The 16,253-nt window shown below is 66.6% G+C and carries 16 protein-coding genes; 10 read left to right on the top strand and 6 right to left on the bottom strand.

Annotated features, from left to right (window positions below; all coding sequences use genetic code 11):
* Positions 1-92 precede the first annotated feature (92 nt).
* The 7 genes from DBV14_RS08380 to DBV14_RS08350 all read left to right on the top strand — a co-directional run bounded on the left by DBV14_RS08380 (position 93) and on the right by DBV14_RS08350 (position 7,350).
* Positions 93-1,130, top strand: coding sequence for a branched-chain amino acid ABC transporter permease (locus DBV14_RS08380; RefSeq protein ID WP_124458723.1), 1,038 nt, complete (start codon positions 93-95; stop codon positions 1,128-1,130).
* Positions 1,131-1,155: 25 nt separating this feature from the next.
* Positions 1,156-2,355 carry an ABC transporter substrate-binding protein gene (locus DBV14_RS08375; RefSeq protein ID WP_124458722.1) on the top strand — a complete coding sequence of 400 codons (1,200 nt, stop codon included), beginning with the start codon at positions 1,156-1,158 and terminating at the stop codon, positions 2,353-2,355.
* A gap of 5 nt (positions 2,356-2,360) precedes the next feature.
* Entirely contained in the window at positions 2,361-3,206 is an 846-nt protein-coding gene (locus DBV14_RS08370; RefSeq protein WP_260396877.1) for an ABC transporter ATP-binding protein, read from the top strand.
* Positions 3,203-5,032, top strand: coding sequence for a long-chain fatty acid--CoA ligase (locus tag DBV14_RS08365; RefSeq protein WP_124458721.1), 1,830 nt, complete (start codon positions 3,203-3,205; stop codon positions 5,030-5,032). The genes DBV14_RS08370 and DBV14_RS08365 overlap by 4 nt, the downstream gene beginning before the upstream one ends.
* 252 nt (positions 5,033-5,284) lie before the next feature.
* Entirely contained in the window at positions 5,285-5,677 is a 393-nt protein-coding gene (locus tag DBV14_RS08360) for an MAPEG family protein (protein ID WP_124458720.1), read from the top strand.
* A gap of 34 nt (positions 5,678-5,711) precedes the next feature.
* Entirely contained in the window at positions 5,712-6,071 is a 360-nt protein-coding gene (locus DBV14_RS08355) for a YciI family protein (RefSeq protein ID WP_124458719.1), read from the top strand.
* Positions 6,072-6,114: 43 nt separating this feature from the next.
* Positions 6,115-7,350 (top strand): RNA polymerase sigma factor, encoded by a 1,236-nt coding sequence (locus DBV14_RS08350; RefSeq protein ID WP_124458718.1) that lies wholly within the window; start codon positions 6,115-6,117, stop codon positions 7,348-7,350.
* 39 nt (positions 7,351-7,389) lie between these two features.
* On the opposite strand, the gene DBV14_RS08345 is transcribed toward DBV14_RS08350, so the two are convergent.
* Both DBV14_RS08345 and clpB read right to left on the bottom strand, forming a co-directional pair.
* Entirely contained in the window at positions 7,390-7,719 is a 330-nt protein-coding gene (locus DBV14_RS08345; protein ID WP_124458717.1) for a hypothetical protein, read from the bottom strand.
* 6 nt (positions 7,720-7,725) lie between these two features.
* The gene (clpB, locus tag DBV14_RS08340) at positions 7,726-10,347 is read right to left on the bottom strand and encodes an ATP-dependent chaperone ClpB (protein WP_124458716.1); all 2,622 of its coding nucleotides are present in this window, start codon (positions 10,345-10,347) and stop codon (positions 7,726-7,728) included.
* Between the two features lie 154 nt (positions 10,348-10,501).
* Between clpB and DBV14_RS08335 the strand changes: the two genes are divergently transcribed.
* Both DBV14_RS08335 and DBV14_RS08330 read left to right on the top strand, forming a co-directional pair.
* Complete coding sequence (locus DBV14_RS08335; protein ID WP_124458715.1) at positions 10,502-11,506, top strand: Bug family tripartite tricarboxylate transporter substrate binding protein; 1,005 nt, start codon at positions 10,502-10,504, stop codon at positions 11,504-11,506.
* Positions 11,507-11,642: 136 nt separating this feature from the next.
* On the top strand, positions 11,643-12,503 hold the full coding sequence (locus DBV14_RS08330) for a phosphatase PAP2 family protein (RefSeq protein ID WP_124458714.1): 861 nt from the start codon (positions 11,643-11,645) through the stop codon (positions 12,501-12,503).
* A gap of 34 nt (positions 12,504-12,537) precedes the next feature.
* Here DBV14_RS08330 and DBV14_RS08325 read toward each other — a convergent pair whose 3' ends face one another.
* Positions 12,538-13,020, bottom strand: coding sequence for a molybdenum cofactor biosynthesis protein MoaE (locus tag DBV14_RS08325; RefSeq protein ID WP_124458713.1), 483 nt, complete (start codon positions 13,018-13,020; stop codon positions 12,538-12,540).
* Between the two features lie 251 nt (positions 13,021-13,271).
* Here DBV14_RS08325 and dapA point away from each other — a divergent pair, with 251 nt between their 5' ends.
* Positions 13,272-14,177, top strand: a complete 906-nt coding sequence (dapA, locus tag DBV14_RS08320) for a 4-hydroxy-tetrahydrodipicolinate synthase (RefSeq protein ID WP_124458712.1) — start codon at positions 13,272-13,274, stop codon at positions 14,175-14,177.
* Here dapA and DBV14_RS08315 read toward each other — a convergent pair.
* The 3 genes from DBV14_RS08315 to mobB are packed head-to-tail and all read right to left on the bottom strand — an operon-like array spanning position 14,164 to position 16,248.
* On the bottom strand, positions 14,164-14,415 hold the full coding sequence (locus DBV14_RS08315) for a MoaD/ThiS family protein (RefSeq protein WP_124458711.1): 252 nt from the start codon (positions 14,413-14,415) through the stop codon (positions 14,164-14,166). The two genes, dapA and DBV14_RS08315, sit on opposite strands and share 14 nt — an antisense overlap.
* Before the next feature lie 5 nt (positions 14,416-14,420).
* Positions 14,421-15,710 carry a gephyrin-like molybdotransferase Glp gene (glp, locus tag DBV14_RS08310; RefSeq protein WP_124458710.1) on the bottom strand — a complete coding sequence of 430 codons (1,290 nt, stop codon included), beginning with the start codon at positions 15,708-15,710 and terminating at the stop codon, positions 14,421-14,423.
* On the bottom strand, positions 15,703-16,248 hold the full coding sequence (mobB, locus tag DBV14_RS08305) for a molybdopterin-guanine dinucleotide biosynthesis protein B (RefSeq protein WP_124458709.1): 546 nt from the start codon (positions 16,246-16,248) through the stop codon (positions 15,703-15,705). The genes glp and mobB overlap by 8 nt, the downstream gene beginning before the upstream one ends.
* Positions 16,249-16,253: the final 5 nt, after the last annotated feature.

The following is a 16,253-nucleotide window of genomic DNA, read 5'->3' as shown; positions in this document are numbered from 1 at the left end:
CGGTGTCATTCGCACGCGCCCCGGATGCACCTGTCCCGAACAGCAGCGCCCAGAACAAGAGTCACCGACAAGGCAACCCGGCGAGACAACACATGCGCATAGGCACCTCGAAGCAGAGCTACACAGCCGACGCAGCGCTGTTCGACTCGCGCACCCAGAAAACGTGGCTCGCCATCGGCGCCGCCCTGCTCGTGTTGTTTCCGTTCATGGCCAGCGACTACTGGCTCTACCTTGCGTGCCTCGTCGCCATCAACGTCGCAAGCGCCACCGGCCTCAACATCCTCACCGGCTACACCGGCCTCGTCAGCCTCGGCCAGGCCGCATTCATGGGCCTCGGCGCGTACACCGTCGCCATCATGCAGACCCGGCTCGGCACGCCCTTCCTGCTCAACATCGTCGCCGGCGGCGTGGTTGCCATGCTCGGCGGGTTGATCGTCGGCATTCCCTCGCTCCGCGTGAAGGGCTTGTACCTTGCCATCGCGACCATTGCCGCCTCGTTCATCGCCCACTTCCTGTTCGCCAACCTCAAGCTCACCGGCGGCACCACCGGCATTTCGCTGCCGCCAGCGCAGTTCTTCGGGCTCCCGCTCGACACCTCGTTCCGCCTCTACTGGGTCATCGTGCCCGTCATGCTCCTCATGGTGCTGGGCGCCGCCAACCTGTTCCGTACCCGCGTCGGCCGGGCCTTCATCGCCATTCGCGACCGCGACATCTCGGCCGAGGTGCTCGGCATTCCGCTCCTGCGCTACAAGCTCCTGTCGTTCGGGCTCTCGTCGTTCTATGCGGGCGTCGCGGGCGGGCTGTGGGCCTACTTCTTTCGCGTGGTCACGCCCGAGAGCTTTCCGCTGCTCATGTCGATCTTTTTCCTGGCCGCGATCATCGTCGGCGGCATGGGCACCATCCTTGGCGGCATCTTCGGCGCGGTGTTCATGACCATGGTCCCCGAGCTGCTCAAGCTGGTGGTCGACCTGCTGCCGGGCGGCGTCGAGATGACGGTGTTTCTGTCGCCCGTTCGCACCGTCGTGTTCGGGCTGCTGATCGTCGGATTTCTGGTGTTCGAGCCCCACGGGCTCGCAGAAGTGTGGCGGCGCGTACGCCGCTTTTTCCATCTATGGCCGTTCCGCAACTGAGCCCATTCCAACAGGAGACAAAAGCATGCCCAAGACACCTCAGAAGAAGCTTTCATCACACCACCGCCGCGCCCTGCTGGTTGCGGCCGGCCTTTCCGCCGGTCTTGCCGGCATGCCGTTCGCGAACGCGCAGGGCACCGAAGACATCGTCATCGGCGGCTCGATCCCGATGACCGGCGTGTTCGCCTTCGCGGGCGTGGGCATCAACGCCGGCATTGCCGACTACGTGAAGATCGTCAACGACGCGGGCGGCATCAAGGGCCGCAAGCTGCGCTACGTGCCCGAAGACACGGGCTACAAGGTCGACGTGTCTGTGGCGGCCTACAAGAAGATCACCAGCCAGAACAAGGTCAACCTCTACTACGGCGACTCGACCGGCTTCTCGAAGACCATCAACCCCGAGCTCGACCGCGGCGGCCAGATACTGATGGCGGGCGCCTCGTTCGCGACCGAGCTCAACGACCCGGCCAAGTACCCGAACCAGTTCCTGGTGGGCCCCGACTACACCGAGCAGATCGGCATTCTTCTGCGCCACATCGCAAAGGAAAAGCCGGGCGCCAAGGTGGCCTTCGTGTATTCCGATTCCGAGTTCGGCCGCGACCCGATCGAGGCCAGCGAAGCCGCTGCCAAGAAGCTGGGCCTTTCGGTGCCCGTGAAGCTCATGACGCCGGCCGGCAGCGTGGACGTGTCGACCGAGGTCATCAAGCTGCGCCGCGCGGCGCCCGACTACACCATCTTCCACGGCTACATCCTGGCGCCCATTCCCGAGTTCATGCAGCAGGGCAAGCAGATGGGCATGACCAGCAAATGGATGGGCACGTTCTGGACCATGGACAGCTCCACCGTCATGAAGATGGGCGAAGGCGGCGACGGCTTCATGGGCGTCATGCCCTACCGCTACTACTACGACACCACGGCCAAGGCGCCGATGCTCGACAAGATCCGCGCGCTGCGTCCCGAGTACCAGAGCACGGCGTACACGCAGGGCTTTCTCACGGCCATGCTGTTCACCGAGGCCGCCAGGCGCACGCTCGACGCCGGCAAGCCGCTGGACGGCAAGAACCTGAAGGCCGCGCTGAACACCATCAAGGACTTCGACACCGGCGGGCTCATCGGCACGCCGATCACCATCAAGGGCAACTCCATTCCGGTGGGCCGCGTCTACAAGGCCGACATGAAGGCGCAGAAGATGGTGCCGGCCTCCGACTGGATCGCACTGAACTGACGCAGATGACGATGGACGCTCGCACGGCACCGCCCGACCTCGTTCTGGAGGTCAACAACATCGAGGTGGTCTACAACAAGGTCGTGCAGGTGCTGCGCGGCCTGTCGCTGGCCGTGCCGCGCGGGCAGATCGTGGCGCTGCTGGGCAGCAACGGCGCGGGCAAGTCGACCACGCTGAAGGCGGTGTCGGGCCTGCTCGCGCTGGAAGACGGCGAGGTGGAAGCCGGCCGCATCTCGTTCGACGGCGCACCGACCACGCACCTGGCGCCGCAGCAACTGGTGCGCCACGGCCTGAGCCATGTGATGGAAGGCCGCCGCGTGTTCGAAGACCTGACCGTCGAAGAAAACCTGGTGGCCGCCACCTACGCGCTGACGGGGCGCGACGGGCCGGCGCCTTCGCACAAGCCTCGCAACTTCGACGACGTGTACGCCTATTTCCCTCGCCTGCACGAGCGCCGCAAGGGCCTGGCGGGCTATCTCTCGGGCGGCGAGCAGCAGATGCTGGCCATCGGCCGCGCACTGGTGGCGCAGCCCAAGCTCATGCTGCTGGACGAACCTTCGCTGGGCCTCTCGCCCAAGCTGGTGGAAGACATCTTCACCATCATCGCGCGCATCAACGCCGAGCGCGGCACTTCGATGCTGCTGGTGGAACAGAACGCCAGCGTGGCGCTGGCCATTGCGCACACCGGCTACATCATGGAAAGCGGCAAGGTGGTGATCGACGGAAGCGCCGAGCGGCTGGCGGCCGACCCCGACGTGCGCGAGTTCTACCTGGGCGTGGGCGGCAGCGGCGAGTCGCGCAGCTTCCGCGAGCTCAAGCATTACAAGCGCCGCAAGCGCTGGCTCTCATGACCGACGCCCTCCCCCATTCCCTTCCCTCGCTGACGCTGCCGCAGATGCTGCGCGAGCAGGCGCGCCAGCAGCCGCGGCGCATCGCGATCCGGCAGAAAGATTTCGGCATCTGGCACCCGCTGGACTGGGCCGGTTACATGCGGCGTGCCAGCCACTTCGGGCTGGGCCTGCATGCGATGGGGCTGGCGCCGGGCGGGCACCTGGGCGTGATCTCCGAGAACCGCGTCGAATGGCTGCTGGCGCAGATGGGCGCGGGGTTGATCGGCGCCGTCACGGTCGGCGTGTACCCCACCAGCCCGAGCACAGAGGTGGCCTACGTGGTCGGCCATGCGGACATCGAGATGATCGTCTGCGAAGACCAGGAGCAGACCGACAAGGTGCTGGACGCCATCGGCCAGCTGCCGCGCCTGCGCAAGATCGTGGTCATGGAGACCAAGGGGCTGGCGAGCTATCCGCCCGAAGTGCGCGGCCTCATCGCGACCTTTGCGGAAGTCGAACAGGCCGGCGCCGAAGCACAGGCGCGCGATGGCACCGCACTGATCGACGCCGCGCTGCAGCGCCAGACGCTGGCCGACATCGGCTTGATGATCTACACCTCCGGCTCGACCGGCAAGCCCAAGGGCGCGATGATCTCGTACCGCAACATCCGCGGCGTGGTGCCCGGCGTCGTCGAGCGGCTGGGGCTCGATGGCGACACCACGCACCTGTCGTACCTGCCTCTGTGCCACGTGGCCGAGCAGATGCTCACGGCCTTCGCACCGGTGTACCTGGGCTCGCAGGTGAACTTCGGCGAATCGATCCGCACCGTGCAGGAAGACCTGCGCGAAGTGGCGCCCACGATGTTCCTCGGCGTGCCGCGCATCTGGGAAAAGCTGCATGCGGGCATCAGCATCAAGATGCAGGAAACGGGGCGGCTGCAGCGTGCGCTGTTCCGCAAGGCCATCGCGGCCTGCGCACCGCTGGCCGAAAAGCCGCGCGGAAGCTGGACGCTGGCCGAACGCGGCCGCTTCGCCCTGGCCTACTGGACGGTGCTTCGCGCGCTGCAGAACTTCATCGGCCTGCGGCGCGCGCGCATCGCGCTCACCGGCGCGGCGCCCATTCCGACGGACGTGGTGCGCTTCTTTCGCACGCTGGGCGTGCCGCTGGTGGAGGTGTACGGCCTCACGGAATCGAGCGGCATGATCGCGGGCCACCGCAGCGACGCCGTGAAGATCGGCACCGTGGGCGAGCCCACGCTGGGCACCGAGCACCGCGTGGGCGAAGCGGGCGAGCTGCTGGTGCGCGGCGACATGGTGTTCGAGGGCTACTACAAGAACCCCGAGGCCACGGCCACGTCGATCCGCGACGGCTGGCTGTACACCGGCGACGTGGTGCGCGAGGAAGACGGCCAGCTGCGCATCGTCGACCGGCTGAAGGACATCATGATCACGGCCGGCGGCAAGAACCTCACGCCCTCGGAGATCGAGAACACCATGAAGGGCAGCCCCTTCATCAAGGAATGCATCGTGGTGGCGGACGGCCGCAAGTTCGTCGGCGCGCTGCTGCAGATCGACTACGAAACGGTGGGCAAGTGGGCGGAGGCGGAGCGCATTTCGTTCACGCATTTCCGCTCGCTGGTGGAAGAGCCCCGGGTGCGCGCGCTGATCGACGCGGAGATTTCAAAGGGCAATGAAAAGCTGGCACAGGTGTCGCGGATCCGCCGCTTTCATCTGCTGACCAAGGAGCTGGACCATGACGACGGTGAAGTCACCGCGACCATGAAGGTGCGGCGCTCCAGCATCTACAAGACCTACGCCAGCGAGATCGAGGCGCTGTACGGCGCCTGATCGGCCGCCGGCCTTCGCAGGCGCGAATCCCCAAAACCCCAGGAGCTATCGGATTTGAGTTCCGGGGGATTTGCCATCGGCTGGGCGCTCTCCGTTGTACAAGAGCGGCCCGCCCGTCAGCGCGGCCCGCGCAACCCACGCGGCCCACGCGGCCCACTCAACCCACGCAAGAAAAAATAATTCGAGCGCATGTCGAAATTCGAAGCGCGACGGCGTCCTTGCTGCATCGGAACAACAAAGGAGACTGCCGATATGCCACTGACCATCACGACCCTCTATGCACTGCCACTCGTACTCGTCTGGTTTCTGCTGTGGACAGGTGTGACCGCCTCACGCCCTGGCTTCAATCAGTCGATTGGTGACGGAGGCAGGCCGGAGCTGTTGCTCAAGATACGCCGCCACGGCAACTTCATCGAATGGGTTCCCTTTGTCCTGGTGCTGATGATCCTCGCGGAAGCACAGGGAACGAACGCCGGCTGGCTGCATGCCGCAGGCGTACTGCTCCTGGTCGGGCGCCTGGCTCACCCCTTCGGTCTCAAGATCGACAACGGCAACCATCCGCTGCGCTATGTGGGCAACGGCACCAACCTGCTTGCCGCCGGCATTCTGTTCGTCGCGCTCGTTCGCATCGCCACGGGTTTCTGAACTCTCACCCTCACCCTGCCCCAAGGAATTCAACATGAAGTACATGCTCCTGATCTACAACGACCCCCAACGCGAACCCGCCTATGGCACGCCCGAGTTCCAGCAAATGATGGGCGGCTTCTTCGCGCTCAACGAGAAGATGATGGCTGACGGCGTCCTGCTTTCAGGCGAGGGACTTCAGGGGATCGAAACCGCCACCTCGCTGCGCATTCGCGGCACCAAGGTGGAAACCATGGACGGCCCATTTGCCGAAACGAAGGAGCACCTGGGTGGGTACTACGTGATCGATGTTGCCGATCTCGATGTCGCGTTGAAGTACGCGCAAGCGGTCCCATCGGCCAGCTTCGGCACGGTCGAAGTGCGGCCGCTGATGGACTACAACCCGGCGGGCTGACCCGGCCGCACCGCAGGGCAGCCGCGCAACCGCACAGCCGACGATGAGTTCACCCGCCTCCGGCGCAGTCGCCGTGACCCAGGCCCTCAACAGGCTGGCGCGCGACGATCGGGGGCGGCTGATTTCAGCGCTGATTGCCAGGCTCAACGACTTTCAGCTGGCCGAAGACGCCCTGCAGGACGCCATGCTGTCGGCGTTGTCCCATTGGAGCCGCTCCGGCATTCCGTCTTCGCCTCTCGGCTGGTTGCTGCGCGTGGCCTATCGAAAGGCGCTGGACCGCATCCGCGGCCACAGAACGGCCGACAGGATCGGCGCCAGTCTGCTGGTGCTCGCGGGTGAAGAGGCCTGCGAGGTCGAGACGGACCCGATTCCTGACGAACGGCTGCGCCTGATCTTCACCTGCTGCCACCCTGCGCTGGAGCGGAAGTCGCAAGTGGCACTGACGCTGCGTGTGGTCGCCGGCCTGTCCACGGCCCAGATCGCTCAGGCATTTCTCGACCAGGAAGCCACGATGGGGCAGCGCCTGTCGCGTGCCAAGGCAAAGATCGCCGCGACCCGCATTCGCTATGCGGTTCCGGAGCCAGCCGAATGGCCGCAGCGTCTCCAGGCCGTGCTCGCGGTCATCTACCTGATCTTCAATGCGGGCTACACGGCGGGGCCCAAGGCGGGTCGCGATCTGGCCGAGGAGGCCCTGTACCTTTGCGCGCTGCTGGATCGGCTGCATCCTGGCGAAGCGGAGGTCGAAGGTTGCCTGGCCGCATTGATGATCAGCCATGCCCGCCGTGGTGCGCGCACAGATGCGAGCGGCCAGGCGACGGTGCCGTTGGGCCAACAGGAGCGGGCGCTGTGGAAGAAGGACGAGATCGTGGCCGGGGTGGCGATTCTCGAGCGCGCGCTGCGCCGGCATACCCCAGGGCCTCACCAGATCAAGGCCGCGATTGCCGCCTGCCATTGCGAGGGCGACCGTTCGGACTGGGCGCAGATTGCCCTGCTCTACGACAGCCTGCTGCAATTCGAGTCTACCGACGTGGTGCGCCTCAATCGGGCCGTAGCCCACGCGGAAGCAGGCGCACCCGACGCGGCCCTGGCCGAATTGATGCGAATCGAGCCCGCCCTGCAGGGCTACCAGCCCTTCCATGCCGCGAAGGCAGAGTTGCTGGCCCGCCAAGGGCTGCATGCCCAAGCCCGAGTGGCCTACAAGGCGGCCATGAGCCTCGCCCCATCCGCCGCCGATATCGCATTTCTCGATGGGCGCATGAAGAGCCTCCCCGAGCCGTAGGCATTCGCGGGGCGCTCCAGGAATGGGCTCGGTTTCTTGCTACTCGCCGCGCACGGGGCGAGCCCGCACGTCGGTCACGTCGTCGGCGGGGCCCAGGGTGATCGGGCTGCGCACCGATTCGCCGCGCGCACGCGCGCTGACCACGTCGGCGGCCGTAGGCTCGGCAGGCGGTGCCGCATTGCGAAATTTGTCGAAGCCCGAGCGCGGGTTGAAGCGCATCACCCAGGGCGTCACGGGCTTGCCCGTGAGACGCCCCCAGGCATAGCGCACACCCCACACCGCGGCCAGCAGCATGACCGCCACCGCCAGGCTGGCCGCGAAGACCAGCCCCAGGAGCAGAAGAATGACGCGAATAATAAAGTTCATCATCCGACTTTAGGCCGAAGCAGCCGCCGTTGGTTCCCCACCCTTGGTGAACGTGAACTGGCCCGGCGACTGGATCGGGTCGGTCGTGACCTCGATCGTGTCCTTCGGCCCGAAGCTGCCGTCGAGCAACAGCTTCGAGAGCGGGTTCTCGATGCGCTGCTGGATGGCGCGCTTGAGCGGACGCGCACCGAACACCGGGTCGAAGCCGACCTTGGCAATCTCGGCCAGCGCCGCGGGCGACACCTCCAGGCCCAGGTCCATCTTCGCGAGACGTGCCTTCAGCACCTTCAGCTGGATCGCGGCGATCGATTCGATGTTCTTCGCGTCGAGCGCATGGAACACGACCGTTTCGTCGATGCGGTTCAGGAACTCGGGGCGGAAGTAGTTCTTCAGCTCGTCCCACACCGCTTCCTTGATCTCTTCGGAAGGCTTGCCCACCATGGCCTGGATGATCGGCGAACCGATGTTGCTGGTCATCACGATCACGGTGTTCTTGAAGTCCACGGTGCGGCCCTGCCCATCGGTCAGGCGGCCATCGTCCAGCACCTGCAGCAGCACGTTGAACACGTCGGGGTGGGCCTTCTCGACCTCGTCGAGCAGCACCACGCTGTAGGGCTTGCGGCGCACGGCTTCGGTGAGGTAGCCGCCCTCTTCGTAGCCCACGTAGCCCGGCGGCGCGCCGATGAGGCGGGCGACCGAATGCTTCTCCATGAACTCGCTCATGTCGATGCGGATCAGGTGGTCTTCGCTGTCGAACAGGAAGCCCGCGAGCGCCTTGCACAGCTCGGTCTTGCCCACGCCCGTGGGGCCGAGGAACAGGAACGAGCCCGTGGGGCGGTTCGGATCGGACAGGCCCGAACGCGAGCGGCGGATCGCGTTGGCGACCGCGCCGATGGCTTCGTCCTGACCCACGACGCGCTCGTGCAGCTTATCTTCCATCACGAGCAGCTTGTCGCGCTCGCCCTGCATGAGCTTGGCGACCGGAATGCCGGTGGCACGCGCCACGACTTCGGCAATTTCTTCCGCGCCGACCTGCGTGCGCAGCAGCGTGGGCGCACTCGACTTGCCCTTGTTCGCCTCGCTGGCCTCGGCTTCCTTCAGGCGCTTTTCGAGCGCCGGCAATTGGCCGTACTGCAGCTCGGCGACCTTGTTGAAGTCGCCCTTGCGTTCCCATTCCTTGATCTGGAACTTGATCTTGTCCATTTCCTCGCGCACATGCGCGCTGCCCTGGGCTTGCGCCTTCTCGGCCTGCCAGATCTCGTCGTAGTCGGCGATTTCCTTTTGCAGCTTGGTGATCTCGTCCTCGATCAGGCCGAAGCGCTTCTGCGAGGCTTCGTCTTTTTCGCGGCGCACGGCTTCGCGCTCGATCTGCAGCTGGATGAGGCGGCGGTCGAGGCGGTCCATGACCTCGGGCTTGGAGTCCATCTCGATCTTGATCTTGGCCGCGGCCTCGTCGATCAGGTCGATGGCCTTGTCGGGCAGGAAGCGGTCGGTGATGTAGCGATCACTCAGCTCGGCTGCGGCGACGATGGCCGGGTCGGTGATCTGCACGCCGTGGTGCACTTCGTACTTTTCCTGCAGGCCGCGCAGGATGGCGATGGTGGCCTCCACGCTGGGCTCGCCCACGATGATCTTCTGGAAGCGGCGCTCCAGCGCGGCGTCTTTCTCGATGTACTTGCGGTACTCGTCGAGCGTGGTGGCGCCCACGCAGTGCAGCTCGCCACGCGCGAGCGCGGGCTTGAGCATGTTGCCGGCGTCCATGGCGCCTTCTGCCTTGCCGGCGCCGACCATGGTGTGGAGCTCGTCGATGAAGACGATGGTCTGGCCTTCGTCCTTCGCGAGTTCGTTCAGCACGGTCTTCAGGCGCTCCTCAAACTCACCTCGAAATTTGGCGCCAGCCAGCAACGCAGCCATGTCGAGCGACAACACCCTTTTGCCCTTCAGCGACTCGGGCACTTCGCCCGCGACGATGCGCTGCGCCAGGCCTTCGACGATGGCGGTCTTGCCCACGCCGGGTTCGCCGATGAGCACGGGGTTGTTCTTGGTGCGGCGTTGCAGCACCTGGATGGCGCGGCGAATTTCCTCGTCGCGGCCGATGACGGGGTCGAGCTTGCCGAGGCGCGCGCGCTCGGTCAGGTCCATGGTGTATTTCTTGAGCGCTTCGCGCTGGCCTTCGGCATCGGCGCTGTTCACGCCCTGCCCGCCGCGCACGGCGTCGATGGCCGATTCGAGCGACTTGCGGCTCAGGCCGTTTTCCTTGGCGAGCTTGCCGATGTCGGACTTGCTGTCGGCCACGGCCAGCAAAAAGAGTTCGCCCGCAATGAACTGGTCATTGCGCTTGATGGCTTCCTTTTCGGTGGCCTGCAGCAGCTTGCCGAGCTCGGGGCCGACCTGCACGATGTCGTGGCCCTGCACCTGGGGCAGCTTCTTGATGGCGGCTTCGGCCGCCTGCACGAGGCCCTGCACGTTGACGCCGGCACGCTCCATCAAGGCACGCGGGCCGTCGTCCTGGCGCAGCATCGCGACCAGCAGGTGGGCCGGTTCGATGTAGGCGTTGTCGTTGCCGAGCGCCAGCGTCTGGGCGTCGCTCAGTGCTTCCTGAAATTTGGTTGTGAGTTTGTCTTGTCGCATGGTGGTATTCCTGCATCCAAAATAGGGCCGTTCGGGCACGATTCAAGGCTGCCGGCCACGCCGGGGCTCTGGGCATGGCTATTGCACGAGATCCGTTTCCCCTTGTCCGTAGGCGTTCATCTCTTTTTTTCTCTTCTCTCGAATGGAGTCGATCATGGTTTTTTCAATGCAGCGCGTTCAGCCGGTTCGCCGGGCGATCAGCGCCGGCCTCATGCTGGCCGCCCTGGGCCTGTCGGGCCTCCCGGGTCTTGCCCAAGCGCAAAGTGGCACGCCCATCCGCCTGCTGGTCGGCTTTCCGGCCGGCGCGGGCACGGATGCCATTGCACGCACTCTGGGCGAAAAACTCAAGGACGTGCTGGGCGTGCCGGTGGTGGTCGAGAACCGCGCGGGCGCGGGCGGGCAGATTGCGGCCACGGTGCTGAAGTCGTCGCCGGCCGACGGCCACACGCTGTTTCTCTCGCATGACCACACCATCTCGATCCTGCCGCAGGTGGTGAAGAACCCGGGCTTCAACCCCGCCACCGACTTCGTGCCCGTGGCCGGCTTCGCCACCTTCGCCAACGTGCTGGCCGTGTCGGGCGGCACGCCGGCCAAGAGCATCGACGAGTACGTGAAGTGGGTCCGTACCGCGAAGGGCGGCAAGGAAACCATCGGCATCCCGGCGCCCGCGTCGATTCCAGAATTTCTGGTGAAGATGATCTCGGACAAGTACAAGATCGACGTGCAGCCCGCGCCCTACCGCGGCAGCGCGCCCATGACGGCCGACATGCTGGGCAACCAGATCACCGCGGGCATTGCCTCGGTGCCAGACTTCATCGAGAACCACAAGGCCGGCAAGGTGCGCATCGTGGCGTCCATCGGCGCCAAGCGCCAGGCGGTGATTCCGAACGTGCCGACCTTCACCGAGCTGGGCTTCTCGAACCTGGAAGACCTGCCCTACTACGGCATCTTCGCGCCGGTGGGCACGCCGCAGCCGATCATCGACAAGTACGGCGATGCGCTGCAGAAGGTGCTGGCCATGCCCGACGTGAAGCAGAAGCTCACGACGATGGGCCTGACGGTCGGCTACGAATCGCAGGGCCAGTTCGCGGGCCGCGTGCGCACGTACACGCAGACCTGGGAACGCATCATCCAGGCCAGCGGGTTCAAGCCGCTGTAGGCACGCGGGACCGGGACACGGCACACGGCAGCGGCGGCGCTTGCCGTCGCATGGGTCCGTCGCATGGGTGTCACTTCGGGCCGGTGGGGCAACTTTAGGATGCCGCCTCACCGACAAGAACGAAGAGGAGACACCCATGCAGACAACCACACTCGCCACACTCTCCACGGCGCTGGCCGCCGCTCTGCTGCTCGGCGCTTGCGGCACCACCGCACCCCGCGTGACCGCGCCCATCTCACCCACCGAAGTCGGCGAACTGCGCCCAGGCTCGGGCTACCTCAAGGGCTACCTGCCCGCCGCCGAGTTGCCCGACAGCCTGGCGTTGCTGCCGGCGCCACCGGCCGCTGGCTCGGCCGCGCTGGCCGCCGATGGCGCGACCTTCCAGGCGCTCACCGCCCTGCAGGGCACGCCGCGCGGCGCACTGGCCGTGCAAGACGCCAACCTGAAATTCCCGAAGGCCGCGCAGGTGTTCTCCTGCGCCCTCGGCATGCCCATCTCCGAAGAGGCCACGCCGAACCTGAACATGCTGCTGCGCCGCACGCTGGCCGATGCGGGCATTGCCACCTACAAAGCCAAGAACAAGTACGAGCGGACCCGGCCGTTCGTGGCGTTCAAGGCGGCCACCTGTACGCCCGGCGAAGAAGCCATGCTGGCCAAGGACGGCTCCTATCCCTCCGGCCACTCGGCCGTGGGCTGGGCCTGGGCATTGGTGCTGTCTGAGATCGCGCCCGAGCGCGGCGATGCGCTGCTGCAGCGGGGCCGCGCCTTTTCGCAAAGCCGCGCCATCTGCGGCGTGCACTGGCAAAGCGACATCGAGAACGGCCGGCTGGTCGGCGCCGCGACCGTGGCGAAGCTGCACGCCAACCCGGTGTTCCAGGCGCAGATGACGGCCGCCAAGGCGGAGATTGCGAAGGCGCGCAGCGCGGGCGCCGTGCCCGCGCAAGACTGCGGGGCGGAGGCCAAGGCGCTGGCTGCCTCGGAGCTGGTCGCGCCCTGAACAGGGAAAGCGGGGAAGCGGCAGCGAGCGCGCCTCAGGCCGACGTGTTCGAAGCCGCGATGCCCCAACGCGCCAGCGCCGCGTCATCGCTCACGCGTGCATCGACCCAGCGGGCGCCTTCGGGCGTCTGCTCCTTCTTCCAGAACGGGGCCTGGGTCTTGAGGTAGTCCATCAGGAACTCGCAGGCCTCGAAACTCTGGCCGCGGTGGGCCGACACCACCGCCACCATCATGATCTGGTCCAGCGGCTGCAGCAGGCCGATGCGATGGATCACGCGCGCTCCGAGAATGTCGAAGCGCTTGTGCGCCTCGTCGATCATGGCCTCGATGGCTTTTTCAGTCATGCCGGGGTAGTGCTCCAGCTCCATCGATGCAATGGTGCTGCCGTCGTTGCGGTCGCGCACGGTGCCGATGAAACTGCAGACGGCGCCCACGCGTTTGTCGCCGGCGCGCAACGTGGCGACCTCTTGGGAGAGATCGAAATCGGCCGTCTGGATCGAAACACGCGCAACGTTCATGTCTGAATTGTGGCATCGCGCTAGACTGCTGCAATGCCTTGCCTTGCCACGTTCTCCCCGGTGCTTTCGCACCTCGAGAGCCGTTGCGCGCGCCAGGGCAGCAAAGCCAAAAAACCAAAGCTCGTCTGACCGGAGCCGAGGTTCCGTCGTCGGATGAGCGACGGAACCTGCAAAGGCCTTGGCCCCTCTTGGGTTGCGCGCGCATCGGACGGTGGTTCTTTCCATCGGTCGATTCCTGAAAGGAAGCCCGCGTGCCACAACACCAGCAGCAACCCACCACCGCTCCCACTCCCGATTTTTCGGGCCTCTGGGTCGCCCTCGTCACCCCGTTCCGCGACGGTGCCGTCGACCATCCCGCCCTTGCCGCGCTGACCCGTCGGCTGGCCGACGACGGCGTGACGGGCTTCGTGCCCTGCGGCTCGACCGGCGAGGCCGCCGCGCTCGACGAAGACGAACAGCTGGCCGTGCTCGACACCGTGCTGGAAGCGGCCGGCGGACGGCCCGTCGTCATGGGCGTTTCCGGCTATCACCTGGGCAAGGCCACGGCCTGGGCGCGCATGCTCTCGCAGCGCCCTCTGGCGGGCCTGCTGGTGTCCGCGCCGCACTATGTGCGCCCATCGCAGGCGGGCCTGCTGGAGTGGTTCCGCGCGATTGCCGATGCCAGCACGGTGCCGGTGCTGGTCTACGACATTCCCTATCGCACGGGCGTGACGATTGCCCGGGACACGCTGCTGGCGCTGGCCGCACACCCGCGCATCCGTGGCATCAAGGATTGCGGCGGCGACATGGCCAAGACGCGCGCGCTGATCGCCGATGGCCGGCTGCAGGTGCTGACGGGCGAAGACCACCAGATCTTCGGCACGATGGCCGAAGGCGGCGCAGGCGCCATCGCGGCCAGCGGCCACATACAGACGCAACGCTTCGTGCGGCTGGTGCGTTTGCTCGCCGACAACCGGTTGGCCGAGGCGCGCGCCGAGTGGCAGTTGCTGCAGCCGATGGTCGAGTTGCTGTTCGCCGAGCCCAACCCGGGTCCGCTGAAGGCGCTGCTGGCGGCCGGCGGTGCGATGCGCGATGAGTTGCGCTCGCCAATGACCCGCGCGTCCGACGGTTTGCGCGAGCGCCTGGTGGCGCTCGACGCCCGGCTCAGCCGCCCGTGACCGGCGGGAAGAACGCCACTTCGCAGCCTTCGTGCAGGGCTGCGGCTTCGTCGCTCATGGCCTGATCGAGCGCCATGCGCACGGCCTTGCCGCGCGCAAGGGCCGTGGCATGCGCGCCGCCACGCGCGATGAGTTCGTCGCGCAGCGCGGCCAGTGTTTCAGCGAGCGTATCGACGGTTTCGCCGCTGCTGGAAAGCGCCTCGCGCACCGAGGCGAAATAACGGATCTGCACCTTCATGCGATTCAGCCCAGCAGCGAAGCGAAGGGAATGAAGTTCACGGTGTCGCCCGACCTGATGGTCTGGCCCGCCGGGTTGTCGACCACGCCGTCGCCCCAGACCATCGACGTGAGCACGCCCGAGCTCTGGTTGCCGAACAGCTCGAGCCCGCCGGCCGCATTGCGGCGCGCGCGCAGGAACTCGCGGCGCTTGTCGGCACGGAGCCAGTCGAAATCGGCGCGCAGTTGCACGGGCTCGGGCGTCACGCGGGTGGCGCCCTGCAGGGTCAGCAGGAAGGGGCGCACGAGCATCAGGAAGGTCAGGAAGCTGGACACCGGGTTGCCGGGCAGCCCCGTCACGTGGCAGTGGCCGCCCTGCGCGCCGCTGCGCGCGATGGCGCCATAGGCGAAGGGCTTGCCGGGCTTCATCGACAGCGACCACAGCTGCAACTCGCCCAGCGACTGCAGCGCGGCGCGGATGTGGTCTTCTTCGCCGACCGATACGCCACCGGTGGTGATGATCAGGTCGCTGGTCTCGGCCGCATGGCGCAAGGCATCGATGGTGGCTTCGCGGTTGTCGGGCACGATGCCCAGGTCGTTCACCTCGCAGCCCAGCCGGTGCAGCAACGCGCGCATGAAGAAGCGGTTGGAGTTGTAGATCGCGCCGGGCTTCATGGCGTCGGGAGCGACTTCACCGGGCATGACCAGTTCGTCGCCCGTGGACAGCATGGCCACGCGCGGCTTGCGCGCGACCTGCAGCTTGTGGAAGCCGACACTGGCGGCAAGGCCGAGCGCGGCGGGCGTGAGGCGCTCGCCCTTCTTCAGCACGATGTCGCCCGAAGCCACGTCTTCGCCTTGGCGCCGCACCCATTGGCCGATGGCCGGAACGATGGCGATGCGCACCGAGCCCAGGCTGCCTTCCCGCGGCACGGCGGTGGTGTCTTCCTGCATCACGACGGCATCGGCGCCCTCGGGAATCTGCGCGCCGGTGAAGATGCGCGCGGCGGTGCCGGCCGCCAGCGGCGTGCCGACGGTGCCCGCGGGAATGCGCTGCGCCACGACCAGTTCGGCGCCGGGCGCGGCGCAGTCGGCGGCGCGCACCGCGTAGCCGTCCATCGCGCTGTTGTCGCGCGGCGGCACGGTCAGGCCGGACACGAGCTCTTGCGCCAGCACGCGGCCATCGGCGTCGAAGGTGCCGACGCTTTCGGTGGGCAGCTTCGGCTCGGCTTTTGCCAGAAGCACCGCAATGGCCTCGTCCAGCGGAATCAGCGGCGGGCGCAGGGACGAAGCGGCAAAGGGAACGGGGGAATCAGCCATGGTGTTCGGGGTTGTACTCGAAGCGGTCGCCATTGGCGATGAGCCACTGCGCGATGGCCTCGGCGTCATTGAGGTCGAACAGCGGGCGTTCGGTGGGCGACGGCAGGCTGGCCGGCGTGTCGGTGGCCACGGCGGTGACGAAGGGGTCGTCGGTGTAGAGCACCGGGCGCGCGGGCTGGCCGTCTTCGGGCAGGCGCCAGACTTCGATCTTGAGCACGTCGCTGTGCCGGAAGCCTTCGACCAGCACCCAGTCGGCGGCCGGATGCAGTTCGGCCAGCAGCTGGTGCACCGTCAGCTCCACGGGCGTCTCGAACTCGCGCATCACGGCCAGCCGCTTGTCTGAGGCCACGACCACCTCGAAGGCGCCGGCCTCGCGGTGACGGTACGTGTCCTTGCCCGGATGGTCGATGTCGAACTTGTGGTGCGCGTGCTTGACCACCGAGACGCGCTGGCCGAGCCGCTTGAGCACCGGGATCAAGCGCTCCACCAGCGTGGTCTTGCCCGCGCCCGAATAGCCGGCGAAGCCGACGACCTTCATGACGG

The organism is Variovorax sp. KBW07, assembly GCF_003852515.1.
Classification (GTDB): domain Bacteria; phylum Pseudomonadota; class Gammaproteobacteria; order Burkholderiales; family Burkholderiaceae_C; genus Variovorax.
The sequence above is the reverse complement of the archived record's forward strand: the minus strand, read 5'-3'. Positions and strand labels throughout refer to the sequence as shown.